The following is a 24,540-nucleotide window of genomic DNA, read 5'->3' as shown; positions in this document are numbered from 1 at the left end:
CTCACTTCCTGCGTTCGCGGTAGGCGGCCACCAGCGCGGCCGTGGACGGGTCGAGGCCGGGGACGTCGGCGCCCGTGGTGAGGGCGGGCTCGACCCGCTTGGCGAGGACCTTGCCGAGTTCGACGCCCCACTGGTCGAAGGAGTCGATGTTCCAGATCGCGCCCTGTACGAACACCTTGTGCTCGTACAGCGCGATCAGCTGGCCGAGCACCGAGGGGGTCAATTCGGTGGCCAGGATCGTGGTGGTGGGACGGTTGCCCCGGAAGGTGCGGTGCGGCGCCTGCTCCTCGGGCACGCCCTCCGCCCGCACCTCCTCGGCGGTCTTGCCGAACGCGAGGGCCTGGCCCTGCGCGAACAGGTTGGCCATCAACAGATCGTGCTGCGCCTGGAGTTCGTCGCTCAGTTCGGCGACCGGGCGGGCGAAGCCGATCAGGTCGGCCGGGATGAGCTTCGTCCCCTGGTGGATCAACTGGTAGTACGCGTGCTGCCCGTTGGTGCCCGGCGTGCCCCACACCACCGGCCCGGTCTGCCAGGTGACGGGGCGGCCCTGACGGTCCACCGACTTGCCGTTGGACTCCATGTCGAGCTGCTGGAGGTAGGCGGTGAACTTCGACAGGTAGTGCGAGTACGGCAGCACGGCGTGCGACTGGGCGCCGAGGAAGTTGTTGTACCAGACTCCCAGCAAGCCCATCAGCAGGGGGGCGTTGGCCTCCGCGGGGGCGTTGACGAAGTGCTCGTCGACGATCCGGAACCCGTCGAGCATCTCCCGGAAGCGGTCCGGGCCGATGGCGATCATCAGCGAGAGGCCGATCGCGGAGTCGTAGGAGTAGCGGCCGCCGACCCAGTCCCAGAACTCGAACATGTTCGCCGTGTCGATGCCGAAGTCCGTGACCTTCCCGGCGTTGGTCGACAGGGCGACGAAATGCCGGGCGACCGCCTTCTCGTCGCCCCCCAGCCCGGCGAGCAGCCAGGAGCGGGCCGAGGTGGCGTTGGTGATCGTCTCGATCGTGGTGAACGTCTTGGACGCGACGATGAACAGCGTCTCCGCCGGGTCCAGGTCGCGCACCGCCTCGTGCAGGTCGGCGCCGTCCACGTTCGACACGAACCGGAAGGTCAGCGAGCGGTCGGTGTAGGCGCGCAGCGCCTCGTACGCCATCGCCGGGCCGAGGTCGGAGCCGCCGATGCCGATGTTGACGACGTTGCGGACGCGCTTGCCGGTGTGGCCGGTCCACTCGCCGGAGCGGATCCGGCCGGCGAAGTCGGCCATCTTGTCGAGGACGGCGTGCACGGCCGGGACGACGTTCTCCCCGTCGGCCTCGATCACCGCGTCCCGCGGGGCCCTCAGCGCGGTGTGCAGCACGGCCCGGTCCTCGGTGGTGTTGATCCGCTCCCCTCGCAACATGGCGTCGCGCAGGCCGAACACATCGGTGGCCTCGGCCAGTTCGAGCAGCAGGGCGAGCGTCTCGTCGTTGACGAGGTGCTTGGAGTAGTCGATGCGCAGGTCCCCCACGCGCACGACGTACCGCTGCGCGCGGGACGGGTCGGCGGCGAACAGCTCGCGCAGGTCCGGCTGCGGCAGCGTGTCCGCGCGGTGGTTCTCCAGGGCGGCCCACTCGGGTCGCCGGGTCGGCTCGGGGACGTCAGACATGGGCGGGGATCTCCTCGGTGGCCTCGCCGCGCAGGGCGACGGCGTACATCTCGTCCGCGTCGAGGCGCCTGAGCTCCTCGGCGATGAGTTCGGAGGTGGCACGGACCTTGAGCGCCAGCCGGCGCGCGGGCTGCCCCGGCAGGGTCAGCGTGGCCAGCGGACCCTCGGGACGGTCGATGACCACCTCGCCGTCGGCGGTGCCGAGCCGGACCGCCGTGACGACGGGCCCCGCGGTCACCACCCGGTCGACGGTGACCCGCAGCCGTGCCTCCAGCCAGCGCGCCAGCAGCTCGGCGGCCGGGTTGTCGGCCTCGGCCTCCACGATCGCCGAGGTCACCGTCGCCCGCGCCTGGTCCAGCGCCGCCGCGAGCATGGAACGCCACAGCGTCAGCCTGGTCCAGGCGAGGTCGGTGTCGCCGGGCGCGTAGGTGCGCCTGCGGGCCTTCAGCACCTCCATGGGGTTCTCGACCGCGTACAGGTCGGTGATCCTGCGCTGGCCCAGCCGGCCCAGCGGGTCCTTCGCCGGGTCCTCGGGCGCGTTCGCGGGCCACCACACCACCACCGGGGCGTCCGGCAGCAGCAGCGGCAGCACCACCGAGTCGGCGTGGTCGGACACCTCGCCGTACGTCCGCAGCACCACCGTCTCCCCGGTGCCCGCCTCCGAGCCGACCCGGACCTCGGCGTCCAGCCGGGAGTGGGTGCGCTCGCGCGGGTTGCGGGTGTGCCGCTTGATCACCACCAGGGTGCGCGAGGGGTGCTCGTGCGAGGCCTCCTCGGCCGCCTTGATCGAGTCGTAGGCGTTCTCCTCGTCCGTGACGATCACCATCGTCAGGACCATGCCCACGGCCGGTGTGCCGATGGCGCGGCGGCCCTGCACCAGCGCCTTGTTGACCTTGCTTGCCGTGGTGTCGGTCAGGTCGATCTTCATGGCCTGCGCCAGCTCCGTCCGTCTCGTGCGAGCATCTCGTCGGCTTCCGCGGGTCCCCAGCTGCCCGAGGTGTACCGCGCCGGCCGGCCGTGCGCCGCCCAGTACTCCTCGATCGGGTCGAGGATCTTCCAGGACTCTTCCACTTCCTGGTGACGGGGGAACAGGTTGGCGTCCCCCAGCAGGACGTCCAGGATGAGCCGCTCGTACGCCTCCGGGCTGGACTCGGTGAAGGACTCGCCGTAGGCGAAGTCCATGGTCACGTCCCTCAGCTCCATCGACGTCCCCGGCACCTTGGAGCCGAACCGGACCGTCATGCCCTCGTCCGGCTGGACCCGGATGACGACCGCGTTCTGCCCCAGCTCCTCGGTGGCGGTGGAGTCGAAGGGGGAGTGCGGCGCCCGCTGGAAGACCACCGCGATCTCGGTGACCCGGCGGCCGAGCCGCTTGCCGGTGCGCAGGTAGAAGGGGATGCCCGCCCAGCGCCGGTTGTCCACCCCGAGCTTGATCGCGGCGTAGGTGTCGGTCTTCGAGGAGGGGTCGATGCCCTCCTCCTCCAGATAGCCGCACACCTTCGCGCCGCCCTGCCAGGCTCCCTCGTACTGTCCGCGCACCGTGTGCCGGCCCAGGTCGTCCGGGAGCTGCACGGCCCGGAACACCTTCAGCTTCTCGGTCAGCAGCGAGGCCGCGTCGAAGGAGGCCGGTTCCTCCATCGCGGTGAGCGCCATCAGCTGCAGGAGGTGGTTCTGGATGACGTCGCGGGCGGCGCCGATGCCGTCGTAGTAGCCCGCGCGGCCGCCGATGCCGATGTCCTCCGCCATGGTGATCTGCACGTGGTCCACGAAGGACCGGTTCCAGACCGGTTCGAACATCTGGTTGGCGAAGCGCAGCGCCAGGATGTTCTGGACGGTCTCCTTGCCGAGGTAGTGGTCGATGCGGAAGACCTGGTCCGGGGCGAACACCTCGTGGACGATCGCGTTGAGCTCCTGGGCCGACCTCAGGTCGTGCCCGAACGGTTTCTCGATCACCGCGCGCCGCCAGGACCCCTCGGGGGCGTCGGCCAGCCCGTGCTTCTTGAGCTGCTGGACGACCTTCGGGAAGAACCGCGGCGGTACGGAGAGGTAGAAGGCGTAATTGCCGCTGGTGCCCCGGGAGGCGTCCAGCTCGTCGACGGCCTTGCGCAGTTGTTCGAACGCGTGGTCGTCGTCGAAGTCGCCGGGGACGAACCGCATGCCCTCGGAGAGCTGCTGCCAGACCTCCTCGCGGAACGGGGTCCGCGCGTGCTCCTTGACGGCGTCGTGCACCACCTGGGCGAAGTCCTGGTCCTCCCAGTCCCGGCGGGCGAACCCGAGCAGCGAGAAGCCCGGCGGCAGCAGGCCCCGGTTGGCGAGGTCGTACACGGCCGGCATCAGCTTCTTGCGGGACAGGTCGCCGGTGACCCCGAAGATGACCAGCCCGGAGGGGCCCGCCACCCGGGGCAGGCGCCGGTCCCGGGGGTCGCGCAGCGGGTTGGCCCAGTCGGCCGGGGGCGCGTGGAGGGCGGTGGGGGTCTCCTCCCGTTCCTCCGGGGCGTCCGTCGTCGGTTCGGTCGTCTCGTCGGTCATTCCGCGTCAACTCCCTTGCTGTCGAGCGACTTCGTCACCGCGTCGAGCAGCTCGCGCCGGGCGTCCCCGCACGTCGCGACGCCCTCGTCCACCGGCTGTCGCACCACTTCGTCGCACGGTGACACCCTGCGGACGGAGCCGGGTGCGGCCGGTGCCTCCCCACCCAGGGTGTCCTGGTCCGCCGGGTCCTTCACCTCGGCGGACGCCCGGCGCTCACCGGAGAAGGCCCTCACGGTCGCTTCGCTCACAGTGCTCATCTTCTTTCTCGCGGTCACGGCAACCGTGCGCGGCGGCCGGTGATTCCCGGCGGCCGCGTCGCCGGGACGGCGCCGCGCGGGGCGGACGGCCCGCCGCATCACTTCAAGAAGTTCTCGGTTCAAGCAACATCGATGCCTTCATGTGTTCATGCTTAAAAGTATGACCTTTCTGATGGCGGGTCCACTCCCGGTCGGCGGGGCGTCCTCGGCCCCGACGGCCCGGCCCTCCTCCCGTGGCGTCGGGTACCGCGGAACCGTCATGGCCATGCGGTCTTTGGCCGGGGCGTGCGAAAGAGGGCCCCACGCGCGCGTGGAGCCCTCCTGCCCGGCCGGGAGGGCCGGTGCGGGGGGTGGGATCAGTGGCCGAAGGTGAACCGGTTGACGTTCACGAAGTCCGACGGCCGGCCGCTGGTGAAGGTCGGGCAGACGTCGTGGGCGCCCGTCACGCCGCTGATGTTCGCCGGGATCGTTTGCCAGGACTGCCGGCCGCCCGTGTCGCCCACGGCGAAGCCGCCGATGGGCGCGTCGCTCCGGCTGTCCGGACGCACCTCGACCAACCCGCCCACACCGGAGGCGGCGCCGCCGGCCACCCGCGCGGAGAACCACCGGGCCGGGGTCGGGCCGAAGGCGACGCCCTTGGACTGCAGCCGGTCGCCGCCTGCCGGCGCGCCCACGTTCCGGCCGCCGCCGGAGTCCGAGGTGTTCTCCGTCATCGTGCCGCTCCGGCCGGCGCAGGACTCGGCCTGGACGGTGCCGTGGGCGTCGCGGCTGCCGGCCGGCGGGGGAGCGGTGCCGCCGCCACCGGAGGTCAGCACCCGCACGTGGTCGACGAGGCGGACGCCGGACGGGCGCGGAGCGGCTGGTCGTGGCCGGCTGTCCTCCAGCGGGCCGGGGCGGCGGGGCGCGCCCGGCGCGGTCGCGCCGCGAGTAGGGTCGTCCCGGTTCGTCGTGGTGGGAAGGTGCGGATGTGAGACTGACGATTCTGGGCGGTGGGGGATTCCGCGTGCCGCTGGTGTACGGGGCGCTGCTCGGGGACCACGCCGAGGGCCGGGTGACCCGTGTCGTCCTGCACGACGTGGACGCCGGACGGCTGCGCGCGATCGCCCGGGTGCTCGCCGAACAGGCCGCCGGAGTGCCCGACGCGCCCGCGGTGACCGTCACCACCGACCTCGACGAGGCGCTGCGCGGCGCCGCGTTCGTCTTCTCCGCGATCCGTGTGGGCGGCCTCGAGGGCAGGGCGCACGACGAACGGGTCGCCCTCGCCGAGGGCGTGCTCGGCCAGGAGACGGTCGGCGCGGGCGGCGTCGCCTACGGTCTGCGCACCGTGCCCGTCGCCGTCGACATCGCCCGGCGGGTGGCCCGCCTCGCCCCCGACGCCTGGGTCATCAACTTCACCAACCCCGCCGGACTGGTCACCGAGGCCATGTCCCGCCACCTCGGCGACCGCGTCATCGGCATCTGCGACTCGCCGGTCGGCCTCGGCCGCCGCGTCGCCCGGGTGCTCGGCGCGCGGCCGGGGGAGGCGTGGGTCGACTACGTCGGCCTCAACCACCTCGGCTGGGTCCGCGGCCTGCGGGTCGCCGGCCGCGACGAACTCCCGCGCCTGCTCGCCGATCCCGTCCTGCTCGGCTCCTTCGAGGAGGGCAGGCTCTTCGGCGCCGACTGGCTGCGGTCCCTGGGCGCGATCCCCAACGAGTACCTGCACTACTACTACTTCACCCGTGAGGCCGTGCGCGCCTACCGGCAGGCGGACCGGACCCGGGGCGCGTTCCTCCACGACCAGCAGGCACGGTTCTACGCCGGGGTGGCCGAGCCCGGCGCCCCCGCCCTGGAACTGTGGAACCGCACCCGTGCCGAACGCGAGGCCACCTACATGGCCGAGAACCGGGAGACGGCGGGCGCGGGCGAACGGGAGGACGAGGACCTGTCCGGCGGCTACGAGGACGTGGCGCTCGCCCTGATGCGGGCGATCGCCCGCGACGAACGCGCCACCCTGATCCTCAACGTCCGCAACCGCGGCACCCTGTCACCCCTGGACGGGGACGCCGTCATCGAGGTCCCCTGCCTGGTGGACGCCAGTGGCACGCACCCCGTCTCCGTCGACCCGCTGCCCGACCACGCCACCGGTCTGGTCTGCGCCGTGAAGGCCGTCGAGCGCGAGGTGCTCGCCGCCGCCCGGTCGGGTTCCCGCGCGACGGCCGTCAAGGCGTTCGCGCTGCATCCGCTCGTCGACTCCGTGAACGTGGCCCGCCGTCTCGTCGACGGCTACACCGCCGTCCACCCCGGCCTCGCCTACCTCGGATAGCGGGCGGGCACGGTTTCGGGCCGGCCGGTCGCCCCCGTGACAGCGGCCGGCCGGCCCGAGCCCCCCGTTCCCCCGTGCTCGCCCCGGCGGCCTCCCCGGGTCGCCCTCACCCTCAAGAGCACGCGGCCCGGCCCCCGATCCACCCCCGGCGGACATCCCTTCCGGAGCATTCCTACGCGGGGGCCCCGGTCGCCGTCCGCGGCTCCACGGACGGCGCCGGAGCCGGTACGGCCCCCAGCGTGCCCGCGTCGGCCCGCTGCTGCGGCAGGGGCACCGGCAGCAGGGGACGCGGACCCGACACCACCGTGTAGTCCCGGCCCAGGAACGGCGGCGTCATCTCGCCCGGGTCCTCGCCGAGCGCCAGCCGCACGGCGGCCCACGGGGCGTTCACCCCGCACAGCGCCAGCTGGTGCAGCCCGCCCGCCGGCCGGGTGTTGACGTCCATGAGCACGGGCAGCCCGTCCAGCATCCGGAACTGGATGTTGGACAGGTGGTGCAGTCCGAAGCCCTCCGCGATCCGCCGGGCCGGCTCCAGCCACTGCTCGTGCAGCGTGAAGCCCCTGCGCCGGCCGTTCTTGGTGCGCCCCACCGCCAGCCGGACCCGGTTGTCGGTGCCGGTGAGACAGTCCACCGACACCTCGGGCTGCTCCAGCCGGGGCATCACCAGCCAGTCCACCGGCTCGTCGGCCTCCCGCACCGCGTCCAGCACCGGGCCGAGCGGCACGTACGGGCTCGGGAAACCGCTCAGCTGGGCGAGCGACACGGGCGCGCGAGTGATCACGCGGAAGCCCACCCCGCCCGCTCCGGAGGCGGGCTTGAAGCAGGCCCGGTACCCGCGCGCCTCCAACTCCTCCACCGCGGCGACGAGTTCGTCCGCGGTGCGGACCCGCCACCACGGCGGCACGGGCACCCCGATCGCCTGGACCGCCTCATAGGCGATCACCTTGTCGTGGAACACGGCCACCGCCTCGGGCGGCGGCGCCAGCAACGCCGTACCGGCCGCCTCGAACTCGGCGCGGTGCGCGACGATCGCCGCCTGGTGCAGCCGGGGCACGAACACGTCGATGCCGCGCCGCTCGCACTGGGCGAGCGCGTACTCGACGTACGCCGCCGGGGACAGCCCCTCGGGTTCCGGTTCGCAGGTGTCGGCGGCGGCCGGCACGGGGGAGTCGGGGTCGCCGTGGGTGGCGTGGATCTCGACCGCCCGGTCGTCGGGATTCCTCCGCAGCTGATCCATGAAGAACACGTTCTCCGCGTACGTGCGGTTGAGCCAGACGCGTACGCGAGAGACCATGCGGGCCGCCTTTCGGGGTTCGCGGGCAGGGCTGGGCGGCCCGTTGCCCGGGCAGGAGTGTGGAGGGTCACCGAACCGCCCTGGGGAAGGGTGTTTCGCGGCGGTGGTGTCGGGGCAGATCATACGGCTTCGCGGGTTGTTCCCGTACCACACGCGAACGGCGGGACACGCTTGTTCCGGCGGCGCCGATGTGATCTCGTAGAGGCGGGTACGACGGCTGGAGGAGCGACGGGTGATGTCGGGGACAGGCGGCGGACAACTCTGGGCCATCAGCGACCTGCACATCGGCTACGCCGAGAACCGTGCCCTGGTCGACGGCATGCGGCCCGAGTCGGACGAGGACTGGCTGATCGTGGCCGGTGACGTCGCGGAGACCGTGGAGGATATCCACTGGGCCCTCAAGACCCTGGCCGGCCGGTTCGCCAAGGTCGTCTGGGCGCCCGGCAACCACGAGCTGTGGACCCATCCGAGCGACCCGGTCACCCTGCGCGGCGCCGCCCGCTACGACCACCTGGTCGAACGGTGCCGCGACCTCGGGGTGCTCACGCCCGAGGATCCGTACCCCGTCTGGGACGGCCCCGGCGGCCCGGTCGTCGTCGCGCCGCTGTTCCTGCTGTACGACTACTCGTTCCTGCCGCCCGGGTGCGCCACCAAGGACCAGGGACTGGAGTACGCGCACGGCACCGGGGTCGTCTGCACCGACGAGCGGCTGCTGCACCCCGACCCCTACCCGAGCCGGGAGGCCTGGTGCCGCGCCCGGGTCGCCGAGACCGAACGCCGGCTGGCCGAGGTGCCCGACGGACCGCCGCTGGTCCTGGTCAACCACTGGCCGCTGCACCGCCATCCGACGGAGGTGCTGTGGTACCCCGAGTTCGCCATGTGGTGCGGCACGGTGCTCACCGACGACTGGCACCGGCGGTTCCCCGTCCACACCGTGGTCTACGGCCATCTGCACATCCCCCGGACCACCCGGCGGGACGGCGTCCGCTTCGAGGAGGTGTCGGTGGGCTATCCGCGCGAGTGGCGCAAGCGGGAACAGCCGCCGGGGCGGCTGCGCCGGATCGTGCCGCGGGAGGACGAGGGACGATGATCGAGGAACTGCTGCCGCAGACGGTGGTCGCCGTCGAGGCCTACGGCGACGAGGGCGCCGACGCCCCGCTGTACCCCGAGGAGGAGGCGCTGCTGAAGCGCGCCGTCCCCAAGCGCCGCCGGGAGTTCACCGCCGTACGCGCCTGCGCCCGCCGCGCCATGGACAAGCTGGGCGTGCCCGCGCGGCCGGTGCTGCCCGGTGAGCGGGGCGCCCCCGTCTGGCCGGACGGGCTGGCCGGCAGCATGACCCACTGCCAGGGCTACTGCGCCGCCGCCCTGGTGCGCGCCGCCGACCTGGCGTCCCTCGGCATCGACGCGGAGCCCCACGCTCCACTGCCCAAGGGCGTCCTGTCCTCGGTGGCGCTGCCGCGGGAGGCGGCGCGGATCGGCGGGCTGGCCGAGGAACTGCCCGCCGTGCACTGGGACCGGCTGCTGTTCAGCGCCAAGGAGTCCGTCTACAAGGCGTGGTTCCCGCTCACCGGGAAGTGGCTGGACTTCATGGAGGCCGACCTCGACCTCTTCACCGACCCCGGCGAGCGCACCCGCGGCGGTTTCCGGGCCACCCTTCTCGTCCCCGGCCCGCGCGTGGGCGCCCGGGTGGTCGATCACTTCACCGGCCGCTGGACCACCGGGAGAGGCCTGGTCGCGACGGCGGTCGCCGTCCCGCACGGCTGAGCGGGACGGCGACCGCCGCCACGGGCGTGACACGGCCGGCTACGGCTCGGGATGCCAGTCGCGCAGCATCCGGAAGAACACCTCCTCGTTGCCGGACAGGCCCGCCCGGGCCAGGGCGGTCTCCGCCTCGGCGAGCACGGCGGGCGGCACCACCGGGAGCCCGGGAGGCCCCGCCGGGCCCGGCCGGGTGTCGAGGGCGGCGCGCACCGTGTGCAGCAGCCGCAGGTAGGCCTGGACGGCGGTGCGCTCGCGGTCGGTCAGTACGGCGGTGGACATCGCTCGGTTCTCCCCGTGTCGCGGTCGGTGACGATTCGCCTCCAGCTTGCCGCCCCCCACTGACAAGGGGATGCCGCCCGGTCCGGTTCGTCCGCCCGGCGGATCCACGCGCCGGGGCGTGCCCGCTCAGCCCTGCGGCCCCAGATACCCCAGCGACGCCTCGATGCGTCCCGCCAGCCGGTCCCGCCGCACCGGCCCGCGCAGCGACGAACCCGCCAGCCGGGTCCGGCACTTGCTGGCCAGCAGCAGGCCGAAGGCCTCGGCCTCCTTCTCCTCGGCGAGATCGAACCGGGTGCGCGCGGCGACCTTCAGGACGGTCGTCCGCAGGGCGTCCTCGTCGAGGGCGTGACCCAGCAGGCGCGTCGCCACCTCGGCTCCCTGGACGTGGTGGTGACCGCGGTGGCCGGCCCGCATGTGCCACAGTTCGTGACCCAGGATCACCAACTGGTGGTCCGGGGCCGTGCGTTCCTCGATCACGACGAGGTCCTGGTCCGCCATGTCGAGCCACAGCCCGCTCGCCGTGCCGGGCGGGAAGACCGCCGTGCGGAACAGCACGGGACGGCCGCGGCGCCTGCTCGTCGCCTCGCACAGAGCCGCGTACAGATCGGCGGGCCGCGCCGGGACGGGAAGCGTCAGCTCCGCCAGCAACTCGCCGCACAGGCGGCGCATCTCCCTGCCGATGCCCACTGTTCTCCCCGGGTCAGGCCTTGGGCCGCTGGACACTCTCCAGGAGCATGTCCAGCCACTCCGCGACCTTGTCGCGGTGCTGGTCGGTGGGCAGCTGGGCGGCCCGCCAGGCGATCCCGCGCACCCCGTGGTCCTGCAGCAGCCGCTCCAGCGGGTCGTCGGCCGGCGCGGCCGCCGCCCGCTCCCGGTCCGCGAGTTTTTGCAGCAGTTCCTGCTCGGTGTGCTGGAGCGCGCCCGCGAGCGCCTCGGGGTCCTCGGCGGTGAGGAAACCGGCGTGCACCCGGAAGAACCGCTGGATGGCGTCGCAGTGCTCCATGGTCGGACGCCGGTCGCCGTTGATCAGCGCGCCGGCCTGCTGCCGGGACATGCCCGCGCCGTCGGCGATCTCCTGCTGCGTGTACCTGCGGCCGTTCGGCTTCAACCGGGTGCGGCGCAGCAGGTCCAGCCGCTGCACGAACCGCGCCTGCACATCGGGCTCGCCCGCCGGCCGGCCGCCCAGCAGCGCCTTGACCACGGACTCCGGGACACCGCAGGCGGCGGACAGCCGGCCGACGTCGAAGACCTCGGCGTGCGCCACGCCGAGCCGGTCGGCGAGTGCGGTGACGCGGGCGACGACGGCCGGCAGCGCGGTCGTCGGCACGGCGTCCGGACCCTCGAAGCCACCCGTCACCGAAAGATCTCCTACGTCTCTCACAGGCTTCTCACAGACGATTGCCGTGAACTTCACGGAGACTAGCCGTTGCCGCGAACCCACATCCAGGTCTCGCCACAACTGTGGCCAATTTCAGCCGTCAACCGCCATGGAATGCCACGATAGTTGACACACCTCGCGTGCGGGCAGCAGGATCGGGGCGCCGCGTCAGGGCCGCACAGGCAAGAGGGGTGACCTCCCGATGGCACATCAGGCAGGAGGGCAGCGGCCGGCACCGCGGCCCGTCCCCGGGACTCCCGAGGCCCAGGCCTATCTCCAGGACTACGCCGTACTCCTGGAGGCGGTCCCCTTCCCCTCCCTGGTGGTCGACCACCGCTGGGACGTGCTGCTCGCCAACACCGCTTTCCGGACACTTTTCCAGGGCGTCGAGCCGCACCCCACGGCGCTGCCCTCCGACAACTTCCTCCGGTTCGTCCTCTTCCACCCGGACGCGGCCATGGTGCTCGGCGACCACGAGTCGAGCTGGTGCCTGCCGATGCTGGCCCACTTCGCCGAGACCGTCGAGCGGTACGGCCACGACCACGGGCTGCAGGCCATTCGCCGCGACATCGCCCAGGATCCCCTCATGGAGGCCGCCTACCGGCACGGACTGCCGCACTGGCTGCGGGCCGTCGGCGAGCGGGCCGCCGAACCCGACGGCGCCGTACGGCCGCTGCTCCACCCCGACCCGCGCTGGGGCGCCACGGACTGCCGGATCGTCGCGGAGACGACCCCGGCCCTGCGGGACATGGACTGCACCCGGCTGACGCTGGTCCTGCGCGAGACGCGCCGCACCCCGTCCGGGGGCCGTGGGTCCCGCCGCGCCGCCTCCCACCTGCGCGTGGTCCACTCCACCGACTGAAGCGGCCCTTCGCCGACGAGGCCGGCGCACCTCACGGCACCGTGCCGTGTGACGCGGTACCGGCGTGGGCGAGCCGCTGACCTGCGACGTCGCGGTGGCGGGCGGCGGGACGACGGGCGCCGACCGCGCTCCGCACGCGGCGCGGGCGAGGGGAACCTCCTCGTCCCCGACGAGGCGCCCGGCCCCGAACCCGAACTCGCCCTGCCGTCCCACCGGTCGTGGGCGCAGCCGGCCCAGGAGCCGGGCGGGCCGGTCGAGCACGAGGCCGAGGGCGGACCCGTCGTCGCCGAGGCCCCGACGTCCTCGGCATCGTGTCGCCACCACCGCGGCGACGGGGTTTCTGCCGTGCGCGACCCCCGCGAAGTTACCCGTGCGTTCCGCACATCGGAGTGATGACAGCGGTGACTGTGCGGGACGGAGCGCCGCGTGACACCGTCGTCCTCGTCGGCAATCGGTGGGAGGGAGACGGCGTGAACAAGGGCTATGCCGTGTACTGCGACGCGGACCCGTGCTTCTACGACGCTCCGCACCGCACCGTCTCCCCGGCCGGCGCCGGGAGCTCCCGGTACGCCGCGGCCTCGTGGCCCGTCCCGTCGGGATGGCAGCGCAACGAGAGCGGGGACTGGCTCGCCCTGCGTCCGGTCGACGCCGAACTGCCCGACCAGGGGTGGAAGATCCACGTCTCCGCCTGTCTCGACAACGCCGAGTCCGTGCTCGAGCGCGTGTGGCGGCACTGTGTCGCCGGCGGCACGGCCTTCAAGTTCGTCCCCAGCCGCTACCTGCTGCACCAGCGCAACGCCAAGTACGCGGACCGGGCGGGCAGCGGCAAGTTCATCACCGTGTACCCGGCGGACGAGGCGCGGTGCGAACGGCTCGCGGGCGAGCTGTCGGAGCTGCTGGCGGGCGAGCCCGGACCGTACATCCTGAGCGACCTGCGGCTCGGCGAAGGCCCCGTGCACGTCCGGTACGGCGGCTTCACCCGGCGCGACTGCTACGACGCGCAAGGGGAGTTGCGGCCGGCCGTGACCGGTCCCGACGGCGTGCTGGTGCCCGACCTGCGGGGCCCCGTCTTCCGCATACCGGACTGGGTGGAGCCTCCCGCCTTCCTGCGCCCGCACCTCGAGGCGCGCGACGCGCTGACCGTGGGCGGCCTGCCCTACACCGTCGAGTCGGCGCTGCACTTCTCCAACGGCGGCGGTGTCTACCTCGCCCGCGACTCCCGCACCGGGGAGCGGGTGGTCCTCAAGGAGGCCCGCCCGCACGCCGGTCTGGCGGCCGACGGCGCGGACGCGGTGACCCGGCTGCACCGCGAACGCCGGGCGCTGGAGCGGCTGTCCGGCCTCGACTGCACACCCGAGGTGCTCGACCACCTGACGGTCGGCGAACACCACTTCCTGGTGCTGGAGCACATCGACGGCAAGCCGCTCAACACGTTCTTCGCCCGCCGTCACCCGCTCATCGAGGCCGACCCGGGTGAGGAACGGCTGGCCGAGTACACCGCCTGGGCCCTCGACGTCCACGCGCGGGTGGAACGCGCCGTCGAGGCCGTCCACGCCCGGGGCGTGGTCTTCAACGACCTGCACCTGTTCAACATCATGATCCGTGAGGACGACAGCGTCGCCCTGCTGGACTTCGAGGCGGCCCACCGGGTCGACGAAGCCGGCCGGCAGACCGTCGCCAACCCGGGGTTCGTGGCGCCGTCCGACCGGAGGGGCGTCGCGGTGGACCGGTACGCGCTGGCCTGTCTGCGGCTCGCGCTGTTCCTCCCGCTCACCAGTCTGCTGGCGCTGGACCGGCGCAAGGCGGCCCATCTCGCCGATGTGGTGGCCGGCCGGTTCCCGGTGGACCGGGCCTTCCTGGACGCGGCGGTCGAGGAGATCACGGGCGGCGCCACCGTCTCCACCGGCGCCCCGGCGGCGCGACGGACGGACGGACCGGTGGTGCCGGTCCGGCCGGACGACTGGCCCCGCAGCCGGGACTCGATGGCCGCGGCCATCCGCGCGTCGGCGACACCGTCCCGTACCGACCGCCTCTTCCCCGGCGACATCGCGCAGTTCGCCACCGCCGGCGGTGGGCTGGCCTTCGGCCACGGCGCGGCGGGAGTGCTGTACGCCCTGGCCGAGAGCGGGGCGGGGCGGGACGAGGACGGGGAGCAGTGGCTGCTGGAGCGGACCAAGCAACCGCCGTCGGGCATGCCGCCCGGTTTTCACGACGGCCTCGCCGGCCTCGCCTGGACGCTGGAGTACCTCGGCCACCGCGACCGCGCCCTCGACCTCGCCGAACTGCTCCTCGACCAGTCCTTCGACCGTCTGGCCCCGGACCTGCACAGCGGCACCGCCGGAGTGGGCCTGGCCCTGGACTCGCTGGCCGCGGCCACCGGGGAGACCGCCCTGCGCGCGGCGGCCCGGCGCTGCGCCGAGCTGACCGCCCGGGGCGGGCCGGCGGCCGGGGACGGGAGCACCGGGCGGGGCCGTGCGGGGCTGCTGCACGGCGCGGCGGGACGCGCCCTGCTCTTCCTGCGGCTGTACGAACGCGACCGGGACCCCGCCCTGCTCGACCTCGCGCGGGACGCGCTGCGCCAGGACCTCTCCCGCTGCGTCCGCGGCGCGGGCGGCGCGCTGCAGGTCGACGAGGGCTGGCGGACCATGCCCTACCTGGGCGCGGGCAGCGTGGGCATCGGCATGGTGCTCGACGACTACCTGGCGCACCGGGAGGACGAGGAGTTCGCGCGGGCGAGGGGCGAGATCGTGGCGGCGGCGCAGGCCATGTTCTACGCCCAGCCGGGCCTGTACCGGGGCGTGGCCGGGATGGTGCTGTACCTCGGCCGCACGACGGCCGACGTGCCCGGCACCGATGCGCGGGCCGTCCGGCGTCAGCTCGACGCGCTGTCCTGGCACGCCATGTCCTACCGCGACCGGCTCGCCTTCCCCGGTGAGCAGATGATGCGCCTGTCCATGGACCTCTCCACCGGAACGGCGGGATGCCTGCTGGCCGTCGCCTCCGTCCACGGCGCCCGGTCCGCCGGGCTGCCGTTCCTCCCGCCGCCGCGCACGCCGGGGCGGCCCCACGACTCGGCCCCTCCCGGGGTCGTGATGCAAGAGAACCCGTTGTCCTACGAAGGGAAGATGTCATGAACCTGTTCGACCTGCAGTCGATGGAGACCCCGAAGGAAGAGGCCATGGGCGACGTCGAGACCGGCAGCCGCGCGAGCCTGCTGCTCTGCGGCGACAGCAGCCTGAGCGTCACCACCTGCAACTGACACCGGTGCTGACCGCCGGGGCGACGTGGTGAGTCACGTCGCCCGGCTCCGGCGCCCCGGGTTTCGGCCCGGGGCGCCGGAGCACGTTCCGGCGGACGCCCGGCGGGCCGGGCGGTACGCGGTCACGGGGGACGGACGGAAGGAGACCGGCCGGTGCTGACGACCGGGTTCCGGGCACGGCGGGCGGACAGGGCGCGGGACGGAGCCGACGGCGCGGAGCCGGGGCGCGCGCCCGAAGTGCTGGTGCTGCTGTGCTCGGTCGGAGCGGCCGTGGCGACGGTGGCCCAGCCCTTCGCGCTCGGCCGCACACTGGATCTGCTCCTGCGCGACGGCGGGACCGGCGGCGCCGCGGGACGCTGGCTGGCGCTGAGCGCCGCGCTGCTCGTCGGCGAACTGCTGCTCGACAGTCTCACCTCCCTGTTCACCGGCCGCTGCAACGCCGTGTGGACGGCGTCCCTCCGCTCCCGCGCCTTCGACGGTCTGCTGCGCGCCGTACCGGACCGCGCGCGGCCCTTCACCCCGGGGGACGTCGGGACCCGCCTGACCCTCAACGCCGCCGACGCGGGCGGCGCCCCGGCGGCCCGGGCGGCGCTGGCCGCGTCGATGGTCACGCCGGTGGGCGCGCTCGCGGCGCTGGCCGTCGTCGACGTGTGGGTGGCGGCCTGCGTGCTGGCCGGACTGCCCGCCCTGGCGCTGGTACTGCGGACCTTCGCCCGCGACACCGGCGCCTCGGTGGCCGCCTACCAGGACGCGCAGTCACAGATCGCGTCCCGGCTGCTGGAAGCCCTGGAGGGCGCGGCGACGATCGCCGCCGCGGGGACCGGAGCCCGTGAACGAGCGCGCGTGCTGGAGCCGTTGACGCCGCTCGCCGCCCTGGGCCGGCACATGTGGGCGCTGCACGGACGGGCCCTGGGCCGAAGCGGGGTCCTGGTCCCCCTGCTCATCCTGGTCGCCACGGCCGTCGGCGGCCTGCGCCTCGCGTCGGGCGCCCTGAGCGTGGGCGAGCTGCTCGCCGTGTGCCGGTACGCGCAGCTGACGGCCGGCGTCGGCGGCGCCGCGTCCCTGCTGGGCGCGGTGGTGCGGGGCCGCGAGGCGCGGAACCGGACCCTGGCCCTGGCCCGCGTGCCCGCGCTGGTCCACGGGACGCGGCGTCTTCCCCCGGCCGGACCGGGCGAGCTCGAACTGCGCGGCGTGCGGGTGGTGCGCGACGGCAGGCAGGTCCTGCGCGTCGACGGCGTGCGGGTGCCGGGCGGCGCCACCGCCGCGGTGGTCGGCCGCAGCGGTGCGGGGAAGTCCGTCCTGGCCGCCGTGGCGGGGCGGCTGACCGACCCCGACGAGGGACAGGTGCTGCTGGACGGCGTCCCCCTCGACCGGCTGACCCGGAAGGCGCTGCGCACCGAGGTCGCCTACGCCTTCGAGCGCCCGGCGCCGGCCGAGGGCACGATCGCCGAAGTGGTCGCCGCCGGCCCCCGGCGGGTCTCGCCCGAACAGGTCGGGGAGGCCTGCCGGGCCGCGGGCGCCGACGGCTTCGTCCGCCGGCTGCCGAGCGGTTACGACACCCCGCTGTCCGCGGCGCCGCTCTCGGGCGGCGAGTACCAGCGCCTCGGACTCGCCCGGGCGTTCGCGCACGCCGGACGGCTGCTGATCATGGACGACGCGACGTCCAGTCTGGACACCGCCACGGAGCACGAGGTGGACCGGGCGCTGCGCCACTCGGTGCGGCCCGGAACCAGGCTGGTCGTGGCGCACCGCCCGTCGGTGGCCGCCCGGGCGGACCTGGTGATCTGGCTGGAGGACGGGGGAGTGCGGGCCGTCGCGCCCCACCGCGAGCTGTGGGAGACGGCCGATTACCGGGCGGTCTTCGGGGCCGGGGGCGCCGGGGCCGCGGCACCGGGCGCGAGCACCGCGCGCCGGGCCGAACCCGAGGAGGCACGGCCGTGACGCGCGCCGCGCAGACGGGCGAGGGGGCCGGGGCGCTGCGCCGCGTCACGCCGCCCGCCCGCCGCTTCCTCGCCCGCCGCCCCGGGGTGCTGGCGCGGCTCGCGCTCTGGTCGCTGGCCGAGACCGGACAGGCGTTCCTCGTGGGCTACGGCGTCGCCCGGGCCGTCGACCAAGGGTTCCTCGCCGGTGACGTGCGCCGGGGGCTGCTGTGGCTCGCGATCGCGCTGGTCGCCGTGTTGTTCGGCGCCCCGGTGATCCGGGGCGTGTTCACCCAGCTGGCCGGGCTGACGGAGCCGCTGCGCGACGGCCTGGTGCGGCGCGCGGTCGACCGGTCCCTGGCCCGGGCCGCCTGGGGCGGGGCCGGCGGGACGGACCGGGCGGCCGTCTCCCGGCTGACGAATCAGGTCGAGATCGCCCGGGACAGCTTCGCCGGCCTCGTCCTGACCCTGCGGTCCTTCGTCTTCACCGCCGCCGGAGCGCTGCTGGGCCTGCTGTCGCTGCACCCCGCCCTCCTCGTGGTGGTGCTGCCACCGCTGACCGGCGGCCTGCTGCTCTTCCTGGCGACGCTGCGGCCCATGGCGGCGGCCCAGCGGCGCGCCCTGGCGGCCGACGAGGCGCTGGGCGACCACGCGGCCCGGTCACGGGCGGCGTTGCGGGACCTGACGGCCTGCGGAACCGGGCCCGGAGCGGCGCGGCGCGGCGCGGAGCTGGTCGACGCGGCCGCCGCGGCGGCCCGCGCCCTGGCCGGCTGGGCGGCGGTGCGCACGGCGGCGCTCGGTGTCGCGGGTCAGCTGCCCGTCCTGGCGCTGCTGCTGGCGGTGCCGTGGCTGCGCGGGCGGGGAGTGACGGCGGGCGCGCTGCTGGGGGCTTTCACCTACCTCGTCCAGTCGCTGCTGCCCGCCCTGCACACGCTGATGACCGCGCTCGGCGCGGCGGGGGCCCGGCTGCTGGTGGTCCTCGACCGGATCATCGGCCCGGAGCCGGACGCGACGAAGGCGTCGGGGCCGGGGACGGGGATGCCGGCGCCCGGACACCGCGCGCGGCCGAAGCCCGCGTACCCGGCCGCGCCCCGTCCGGCCGCCGACCCCCCCGACGCCGACCTCCCCGACGCCGCCGGCCCCGACTCCGCCGACCCCGTCGGCGCCCGGTCACCGGTGCGCGGCGGACCGGCCGCGGCGGTGGAGCTGCGGTCCGTGACCCTGTCCTACGGCGCCCGCGCGCAGCCGGTCCTCGACTCGCTCGACCTGCGCGTCGCCCCGGGCGAGCGCCTCGCCGTCGTCGGACCGAGCGGCATCGGCAAGTCGACGCTCACCCGCCTGGTCGCGGGGACGCTCGCGCCGAGCGGCGGCGAGGTGCGGGTGGCCGGCCGGGAGGTGACCGGGCGCGCCCCCGCCGAACTCGCCGCGCTGCGGGTGCTGGTGCCCCAGGAGGCGTACGTCTTCTCCGGGACCGTGGCGGACAACCTCGCGTACTTGCGTCCGGACGCGGACCGCGCGGACCTCGACGCCGCCGTCGGGGCCCTCGGCCTGCGGCCGCTGGTCGAGCGCCTGGGCGGGCTCGACGCCCCGGTGCGGCCCGCCGACCTGTCCCCGGGCGAACGGCAGCTCGTCGCGCTCGCACGCGCCCACCTGTCCCCCGCGCCCCTGCTGCTGCTCGACGAGGCCACCTGCCACCTCGACCCGGCGTCCGAGGCGCGCGCGGAGGAGGCCCTCGCGCGGCGCCGGGGAACGCTGCTGGTGGTGGCGCACCGCCTGTCGTCGGCCGTCCGCGCCGACCGGGTGCTGGTGCTGGACGGGACGGAGGCGGTGTGCGGCACGCACGAGGAGGCGCTGGAGCGCTCACCGCTCTACCGTGACCTGACGGGCCACTGGAACGGCGGCCCGGCCCGGACGCCCTGACCGGAGCCGGCCGTCCCGGACGGGTTCACCGCACGTCCGTCACGTCCATCCGGCGCTCTGGACGATGCGTATCGCGTCGACCCGGTTGCGGGCGCCCACCTTCCGTATCGCCGTGGCCATGTAGTTGCGGACGGTCCCCCGGGACAGGTGCAGACGGGCCGCGATCTCGGCCATCGGCGCCCCCTGGGAGGCGAGGGACAGCACGCTCAGCTCCCGGGTGGTCAGCGGCATCTCCGCGCCCTCCAGCAGGGCGACCGTGAGCGTCTGGTCGAGGAAACGTTCCCCCTTGGCGACCGCGTGGACGGCCGTGATCAGCCGGCGCGCCGGGGCGTTCTTGTCGACCAGCCCGAGCGCACCGCCGTCGAACGCCCGGCGGAGGATCCCCGGCCGCTTGGCGGTCGTCAGGACGACGAGCCGGTCTCCGCGCCGCGCCCGGAAGGGCGCGCCGTGCGTCCGCCCCGGCCCCCACAGACAGTCGCCGTCCACGACCCACACGTCCGTCGGCAACGCGTCGTGCTCCGGCGGGCCGGCGCCGGGTGACATGGACGAGACCTCCAGCGCGGCATCGGATCTGAGCAGTTGCACCAGTGCCGATCGCAGCAGTTCCTCGTCGTGCACCACGACAGTACGAACCATCTCCCCCACCCTTTGTCAGCGGCTGCTCCCTGGGCAGCCGACAGCGCACTCCCTCCGCGCCAGGGGCGTGTGCCCTGATACACCCCGGAACAACACGACGCGTACGCACGTGCGAACCGCACCGGACGCAATCCGCCGTTCCCGGCGCCCCTCGGGGAGCGGGAACGGCGGTGTCCGCCCGGCCGAAAACGGCGCAGCCGCACGCCCTCCGGAGGGCTGTGCCCGCCCGTGCGGAAGGCGGCGACCGGCCGTCACGCCGGCGCCGACGACTCCGTTGCCCTGGTTACGGCGGCACATCGCCGGCCGGAGCGGCCGTACCATGCCGGGCAGGAGGCGCCGGGGCAGCGGGTCCGCCCCGTCCGGAGCGCGGCCGGAAACAGTCATCGCCCAATCTGGCGCGAATCGCACCGTCCGTCCGGAAGGGCCGCGCCGCCCGCCGACTCGGCCCGGAGCGGGCGCCGGCGAGCCGTCGGCGGGCGCCTCCGGGCTTTCGCCCGCCGTCACGGCGGGGCAGGCCGATCGGGCCGCCGCCGGACGCGCTGCGCCGGAATCCGAGTGATCGAGGCCGACCGGCGGGTCGACCGGGAGGCGTTCCGGCGGCCCGCCGGAGTCCTCACGGAGGCCGGCGACGGCTTCGTGCGCCACGGCGCGGTCGTGCCGGGCGACGGGGGGCCGAACCCGTCCCCGCCATCCGTCCCGCGCTGCTGGACGCGGCCGGCGACGGCCCGCGCCCGACGGTCCTGTTCGCCGGCGAGCGGCCCGACGCCGCCCTCCACCACGAAACCCGGCGGCGGATCCGGGACGGGGACGCACCCCGGCTGCCGGACGCCGCGGACGCCGAGGCCGTCCGCGGCGACCTGCCGGCCGGCCTCCAGCCCTGGTCGCCGTACCCCTCCGACCCGCGCACCACACCGCGCCGCACCGCGGTGGCCCCCGACCGCACCCGCGACGCGTTCGGCCGCCTCGACGCGGGCGGTCCCGACCGGTACGCGGCCCGGTGGCCCGCCACGGCCGGGTACCCCACCGCAGCCGAAGCGCCGCTGCACCGGGACCACCGGCACGGCGGGCCCCCGGGGCCGTCCGGGACCGCGTGGCGATCCCGGACGGACCACGACGCGTCGCCGCACCTCACGTACCGACGACCTTCACACCCGCGCCACCGCGCCCTTCCGCGACGTTCGCCGCTCCTGGAACACTCCTTTCACACGCACCCCCAGCATCCGGCACCGTACGAGAGGCCCTCACCCATGCCCGAAGTCGACCGGCGCCGATTCCTCCGACTCGCGGGCGCCGCCACGGCGTTCGGCGCGCTGTCCGCGAGCATCGAGCGGGCCGCCGCCCTCCCGGCCCACCACCGCTCGGGGTCGATCGAGGACGTCGAGCACATCGTCGTCCTGATGCAGGAGAACCGCTCCTTCGACCACTACTTCGGCCGGCTGCGCGGCGTCCGCGGCTTCGGCGACCCGCATCCGGTGACCCTGGACGGCGGCAGGTCGGTGTGGCACCAGACCAGGAGCGACGGCACGGAGGTCCTGCCCTTCCGCCCGGAGGCCGACGACCTCGGCATGCGGTTCCTGGAGGGACTGCCGCACGGCTGGTCCGACGGCCAGGAGGCCTACCACAACGGCAAGTACGACCGCTGGCTGCCCGCCAAGGGCACCACCACCATGGCGTACCTGACCCGCGAGGACATCCCCTTCCACTACGCGCTCGCCGACGCCTTCACCGTCTGCGACGCCTACCACTGCTCCTTCATCGGCTCCACCGACCCCAACCGCTACTACCTGTGGTCGGGCCACACCGGCAACGACGGCGCGGGCGGCGGCCCGGTCCTCGGCAACGACGAACTCGGCTACGACTGGACCACGTACCCCGAGCGGCTGGAGGAGGCCGGGATCTCCTGGAAGATCTACCAGGACATCGGCGACGGCCTGGACGCGGCCGGCCACTGGGGCTGGATATCCGACGCCTACCGCGGCAACTACGGCGACAACTCCCTGCTGTACTTCAACAAGTACCGCGACGCCGAGCCCGGCGACCCCCTGTACGACAAGGCCCGCACCGGCACCGACGTCAAGAACGGCGACGGCTGGTTCGACCTGCTCCGTGCCGACGTCAAGGCCGGCCGGCTGCCGCAGATCTCCTGGATCGCCGCCCCCGAGGCCTTCTCCGAGCACTCCAACTGGCCGTCCAACTACGGAGCCTGGTACATCTCCCAGGTCCTGGACGCGCTCACCTCCGACCCCGCCGTCTGGGCGAAGACCGCCCTGTTCGTCACGTACGACGAGAACGACGGCTTCTTCGACCACGTGGTGCCGCCGCTGCCGCCGAAGTCGGCCGCGCAGGGCCGGTCCACCGTCGACGTGTCCCTGGACGTCTTCGAGGGCGGCGCCACCCACCGCGAGGGCTTCTACGGACTCGGCCCGCGCGTGCCGATGCTGGTGGTGTCGCCGTGGAGCAAGGGCGGATACGTCTGCTCGGAGACGTTCGACCACACCTCGGTCATCCGGTTCATGGAGCGCCGCTTCGGTGTGCGCGAGCCGGGCATCTCGCCGTGGCGGCGCGCCGTCTGCGGTGACCTGACCTCCGCCTTCGACTTCACCCGCGGGGACAGCCGGCCGGTCCGGCTGCCGGACACCGACGCCTACGAGCCGCCGGACCGCGACCGCCATCCCGACTACCGGCCCACGCCCCCGGCCGAGGCCGGCATGCCCCGCCAGGAGCGCGGGCTGCGCCCGGCCCGCCCGTTGAAGTACGCCCCGGCGGTGGACGGTTCCGCCGACCCGGCGACCGGGAGGTTCACGCTGACCTTCGCCTCCGGCGCCCGGGCGGGCGCCGCCTTCCTGGTCACCTCCGGCAACCGCGCCGACGGCCCCTGGACCTACACGACCGAGGCCGGCAAGGAGATCTCGGACTCCTGGAACTCGGCGTACTCCGAGGGCTCGTACGACCTGACCGTGCACGGCCCGAACGGGTTCCTCCGCGTCTTCCGGGGGCCGAACGGGGTCGCGGGCTGTGAGGTCACCGCCCGCCACACCGGCGACGACGTCCGGCTGACGTTCGTCAACGAGGGGTCCGGCACGGCCCGGCTGCGGCTGGCCGACGGCTACCGCGGCCGTCCCACGACCGTCACCGTCCGGCCCGGCGCCACCGTGCACCGCACCGTCGGCCTGCGCGCGAGCCACCGCTGGTACGACCTGACGGTCACCTCCCCGGCCGAGCCGGCCTACCTGCGCCGCTTCGCGGGGCACGTCGAGAACGGCCGGCCGGGCGTCAGCGACCCGGCGATCGTCACGGACTGACTGCCGTCCGGGGCCGGGCGGGGGGTGTCACGCAGCCCGGCGTTCGCGGGATGCCTCCCCCGGAGGGGGTACCCCCAGCGCCCGCCCTCCCCCACTCTCGGCTTCGCTCGAGCGGGGGGACCCCCATGAGCGGGGGGACCCCCATCGCCCCGGGGGCACCTCCCGGGCCTTCAAGGCACTGGGGAAGGCACGACTGCCCGCGATGACGGGGGTGCGGCTGTCCGCAGTGGCGACCAGGTGGTTCTCCACGGAGCCCCGCTGCCGCACCGCGGGAGGGCTCACGTGGGGTGGTGTCGCCCGGCTCAGCAGCAGGACGCCCCAGGAGGCGAGTGCCGCTCCGGTCAGGGCGAGCGGGACGCCCGGCGGACCGCCGCGGAGGCGTTCGCCGAGGAGGGAGAGGCCGATCACCGCGGCCGCCAGCGGGTTCGCCAGGGTGACCACCGCGAGCGGGGCGCCCAGACCGCTCCGGTAGGCGGTCTGGGACAGCAGCAGTCCGCCGGCCGCGAAGGCGGCCACCAGCAGCGCCACCACGACCACCCGTGCGGTGAGCGGGGGACCGGACCGGTCCGTCACCGCGACCGTCACGGTCTGGGTGAGCGCCGAGGCCACCCCGGAAGCGAGACCCGACGCGGTCGCGTGCCGCAGGCCGGGCCGGGACCCCGGCCACGACAGCAGACCGATCAGGGCCGCCGTACCGCCCGCGACGACCAGCGCCTCGGTCCCGCTCAGCACGTCGTCGGGCGCCGGTCCGGACGCCGCCACCAGCACCGCCGCCAGACCGGCCAGGGTGAACGCGGTGCCCCGCCACTCGGCCGCGCTCACCGGCCGCCCCGCGATCCGCGCCCCCAGGGGCACCGCCGCCACCAGGGTGAGGGCGCCGAGCGGCTGGACCACGGTGAGCGGGCCGTAGGCGAGCGCCACCACGTGGAGCAGCGCGGCCGAGGCGTTCAGCGCGACCGCCCACCACCAGGCGCCGTCGGTCAGCAGCCGCAGCGCGCCGGCGCCGGAGGACCGGGAGGCCAGCCGCTCCTGGGCCACCGCCGCGGCGGCGTAGGCGACGGCGGAGAGCAGGGACAGCAGGACGGCCACGAGGAGGGCGTTCATCGGCCGGACCCCACGGGTTCCGGCTCCTTGCGGGTGTTCATCCCCCGGCCTTTCGCTGACGGTGGCGCTGTCGTGGTGCGGACGGCG

At 74.5% G+C, this 24,540-nt stretch carries 19 protein-coding genes and 1 pseudogene; 9 read left to right on the top strand and 11 right to left on the bottom strand.

The features are described from left to right. Position 1 precedes the first annotated feature (1 nt). The 5 genes and pseudogenes from pgi to ADK41_RS13200 all read right to left on the bottom strand — a co-directional run. Positions 2-1,648 carry a glucose-6-phosphate isomerase gene (gene pgi, locus ADK41_RS13220; RefSeq protein WP_030818816.1) on the bottom strand — a complete coding sequence of 549 codons (1,647 nt, stop codon included), beginning with the start codon at positions 1,646-1,648 and terminating at the stop codon, positions 2-4. After that, positions 1,641-2,576: a glucose-6-phosphate dehydrogenase assembly protein OpcA gene (gene opcA, locus ADK41_RS13215; protein ID WP_030818815.1), complete on the bottom strand. Its 936-nt coding sequence runs from the start codon at positions 2,574-2,576 to the stop codon at positions 1,641-1,643. The genes pgi and opcA overlap by 8 nt, the downstream gene beginning before the upstream one ends. Further along, the gene (zwf, locus tag ADK41_RS13210; protein WP_030818814.1) at positions 2,573-4,177 is read right to left on the bottom strand and encodes a glucose-6-phosphate dehydrogenase; all 1,605 of its coding nucleotides are present in this window, start codon (positions 4,175-4,177) and stop codon (positions 2,573-2,575) included. Before zwf ends, opcA begins: the two co-directional genes overlap by 4 nt. Beyond that, positions 4,174-4,425, bottom strand: coding sequence for a hypothetical protein (locus ADK41_RS13205; protein WP_030818813.1), 252 nt, complete (start codon positions 4,423-4,425; stop codon positions 4,174-4,176). Before ADK41_RS13205 ends, zwf begins: the two co-directional genes overlap by 4 nt. A 365-nt stretch (positions 4,426-4,790) precedes the next feature. After that, positions 4,791-5,273, bottom strand: a pseudogene (locus ADK41_RS13200) (carbohydrate-binding protein); the annotation flags it as partial. Between the two features lie 128 nt (positions 5,274-5,401). Between ADK41_RS13200 and ADK41_RS13195 the strand changes: the two are divergent. Beyond that, positions 5,402-6,739 (top strand): 6-phospho-beta-glucosidase, encoded by a 1,338-nt coding sequence (locus ADK41_RS13195; RefSeq protein ID WP_030818811.1) that lies wholly within the window; start codon positions 5,402-5,404, stop codon positions 6,737-6,739. A 172-nt stretch (positions 6,740-6,911) separates the two neighbouring features. Here the strand turns inward: ADK41_RS13195 and ADK41_RS13190 are convergent, their stop codons facing one another. Next, a complete protein-coding gene (locus ADK41_RS13190) occupies positions 6,912-8,033 on the bottom strand; it encodes an ATP-grasp domain-containing protein (RefSeq protein ID WP_030818810.1) in 1,122 nt (373 codons plus the stop codon). A 235-nt stretch (positions 8,034-8,268) separates the two neighbouring features. Between ADK41_RS13190 and ADK41_RS13185 the strand changes: the two genes are divergently transcribed. Together ADK41_RS13185 and ADK41_RS13180 are read left to right on the top strand one after the other, a co-directional pair. Further along, positions 8,269-9,123: a metallophosphoesterase family protein gene (locus tag ADK41_RS13185; protein WP_030818809.1), complete on the top strand. Its 855-nt coding sequence runs from the start codon at positions 8,269-8,271 to the stop codon at positions 9,121-9,123. Then, positions 9,120-9,797: a 4'-phosphopantetheinyl transferase family protein gene (locus ADK41_RS13180; RefSeq protein WP_030818808.1), complete on the top strand. Its 678-nt coding sequence runs from the start codon at positions 9,120-9,122 to the stop codon at positions 9,795-9,797. Before ADK41_RS13185 ends, ADK41_RS13180 begins: the two co-directional genes overlap by 4 nt. A 39-nt stretch (positions 9,798-9,836) precedes the next feature. On the opposite strand, the gene ADK41_RS13175 is transcribed toward ADK41_RS13180, so the two are convergent. The 3 genes from ADK41_RS13175 to ADK41_RS13165 form a co-directional block, all read right to left on the bottom strand. After that, a complete protein-coding gene (locus tag ADK41_RS13175) occupies positions 9,837-10,073 on the bottom strand; it encodes a hypothetical protein (protein WP_030818807.1) in 237 nt (78 codons plus the stop codon). 126 nt (positions 10,074-10,199) lie between these two features. Next, a complete protein-coding gene (locus ADK41_RS13170; RefSeq protein WP_030818806.1) occupies positions 10,200-10,742 on the bottom strand; it encodes a hypothetical protein in 543 nt (180 codons plus the stop codon). Between the two features lie 31 nt (positions 10,743-10,773). Further along, on the bottom strand, positions 10,774-11,430 hold the full coding sequence (locus ADK41_RS13165; RefSeq protein ID WP_030818805.1) for a helix-turn-helix domain-containing protein: 657 nt from the start codon (positions 11,428-11,430) through the stop codon (positions 10,774-10,776). 223 nt (positions 11,431-11,653) lie between these two features. On the opposite strand from ADK41_RS13165, the gene ADK41_RS13160 reads away from it, so the two are divergent. The 5 genes from ADK41_RS13160 to ADK41_RS13140 all read left to right on the top strand — a co-directional run bounded on the left by ADK41_RS13160 (position 11,654) and on the right by ADK41_RS13140 (position 19,411). Beyond that, the gene (locus ADK41_RS13160) at positions 11,654-12,313 is read left to right on the top strand and encodes a hypothetical protein (protein WP_030818804.1); all 660 of its coding nucleotides are present in this window, start codon (positions 11,654-11,656) and stop codon (positions 12,311-12,313) included. A 470-nt stretch (positions 12,314-12,783) separates the two neighbouring features. After that, entirely contained in the window at positions 12,784-15,447 is a 2,664-nt protein-coding gene (gene lanKC / locus ADK41_RS13155) for a class III lanthionine synthetase LanKC (protein WP_030818803.1), read from the top strand. Continuing rightward, entirely contained in the window at positions 15,444-15,572 is a 129-nt protein-coding gene (locus tag ADK41_RS13150; RefSeq protein WP_006130296.1) for a SapB/AmfS family lanthipeptide, read from the top strand. The genes lanKC and ADK41_RS13150 overlap by 4 nt, the downstream gene beginning before the upstream one ends. A 153-nt stretch (positions 15,573-15,725) precedes the next feature. Then, positions 15,726-17,513 carry an ABC transporter ATP-binding protein gene (locus ADK41_RS13145; RefSeq protein WP_037803228.1) on the top strand — a complete coding sequence of 596 codons (1,788 nt, stop codon included), beginning with the start codon at positions 15,726-15,728 and terminating at the stop codon, positions 17,511-17,513. Then, positions 17,510-19,411 carry an ATP-binding cassette domain-containing protein gene (locus ADK41_RS13140; RefSeq protein ID WP_037803225.1) on the top strand — a complete coding sequence of 634 codons (1,902 nt, stop codon included), beginning with the start codon at positions 17,510-17,512 and terminating at the stop codon, positions 19,409-19,411. The genes ADK41_RS13145 and ADK41_RS13140 overlap by 4 nt, the downstream gene beginning before the upstream one ends. A gap of 39 nt (positions 19,412-19,450) precedes the next feature. On the opposite strand, the gene ADK41_RS13135 is transcribed toward ADK41_RS13140, so the two are convergent. Further along, positions 19,451-20,047 carry a response regulator transcription factor gene (locus tag ADK41_RS13135; protein WP_030818798.1) on the bottom strand — a complete coding sequence of 199 codons (597 nt, stop codon included), beginning with the start codon at positions 20,045-20,047 and terminating at the stop codon, positions 19,451-19,453. Between the two features lie 1,247 nt (positions 20,048-21,294). On the opposite strand from ADK41_RS13135, the gene ADK41_RS13130 reads away from it, so the two are divergent. Then, complete coding sequence (locus ADK41_RS13130) at positions 21,295-23,349, top strand: phosphocholine-specific phospholipase C (RefSeq protein ID WP_030818797.1); 2,055 nt, start codon at positions 21,295-21,297, stop codon at positions 23,347-23,349. 27 nt (positions 23,350-23,376) lie between these two features. On the opposite strand, the gene ADK41_RS13125 is transcribed toward ADK41_RS13130, so the two are convergent. Beyond that, on the bottom strand, positions 23,377-24,453 hold the full coding sequence (locus ADK41_RS13125) for a hypothetical protein (RefSeq protein WP_234318510.1): 1,077 nt from the start codon (positions 24,451-24,453) through the stop codon (positions 23,377-23,379). Positions 24,454-24,540 lie beyond the last annotated feature (87 nt).

Origin of the sequence: Streptomyces caelestis, from assembly GCF_001279005.1 — a bacterium.
Lineage (GTDB): Bacteria > Actinomycetota > Actinomycetes > Streptomycetales > Streptomycetaceae > Streptomyces > Streptomyces heliomycini.
This window is presented reverse-complemented; position numbering and strand designations above follow the sequence as displayed.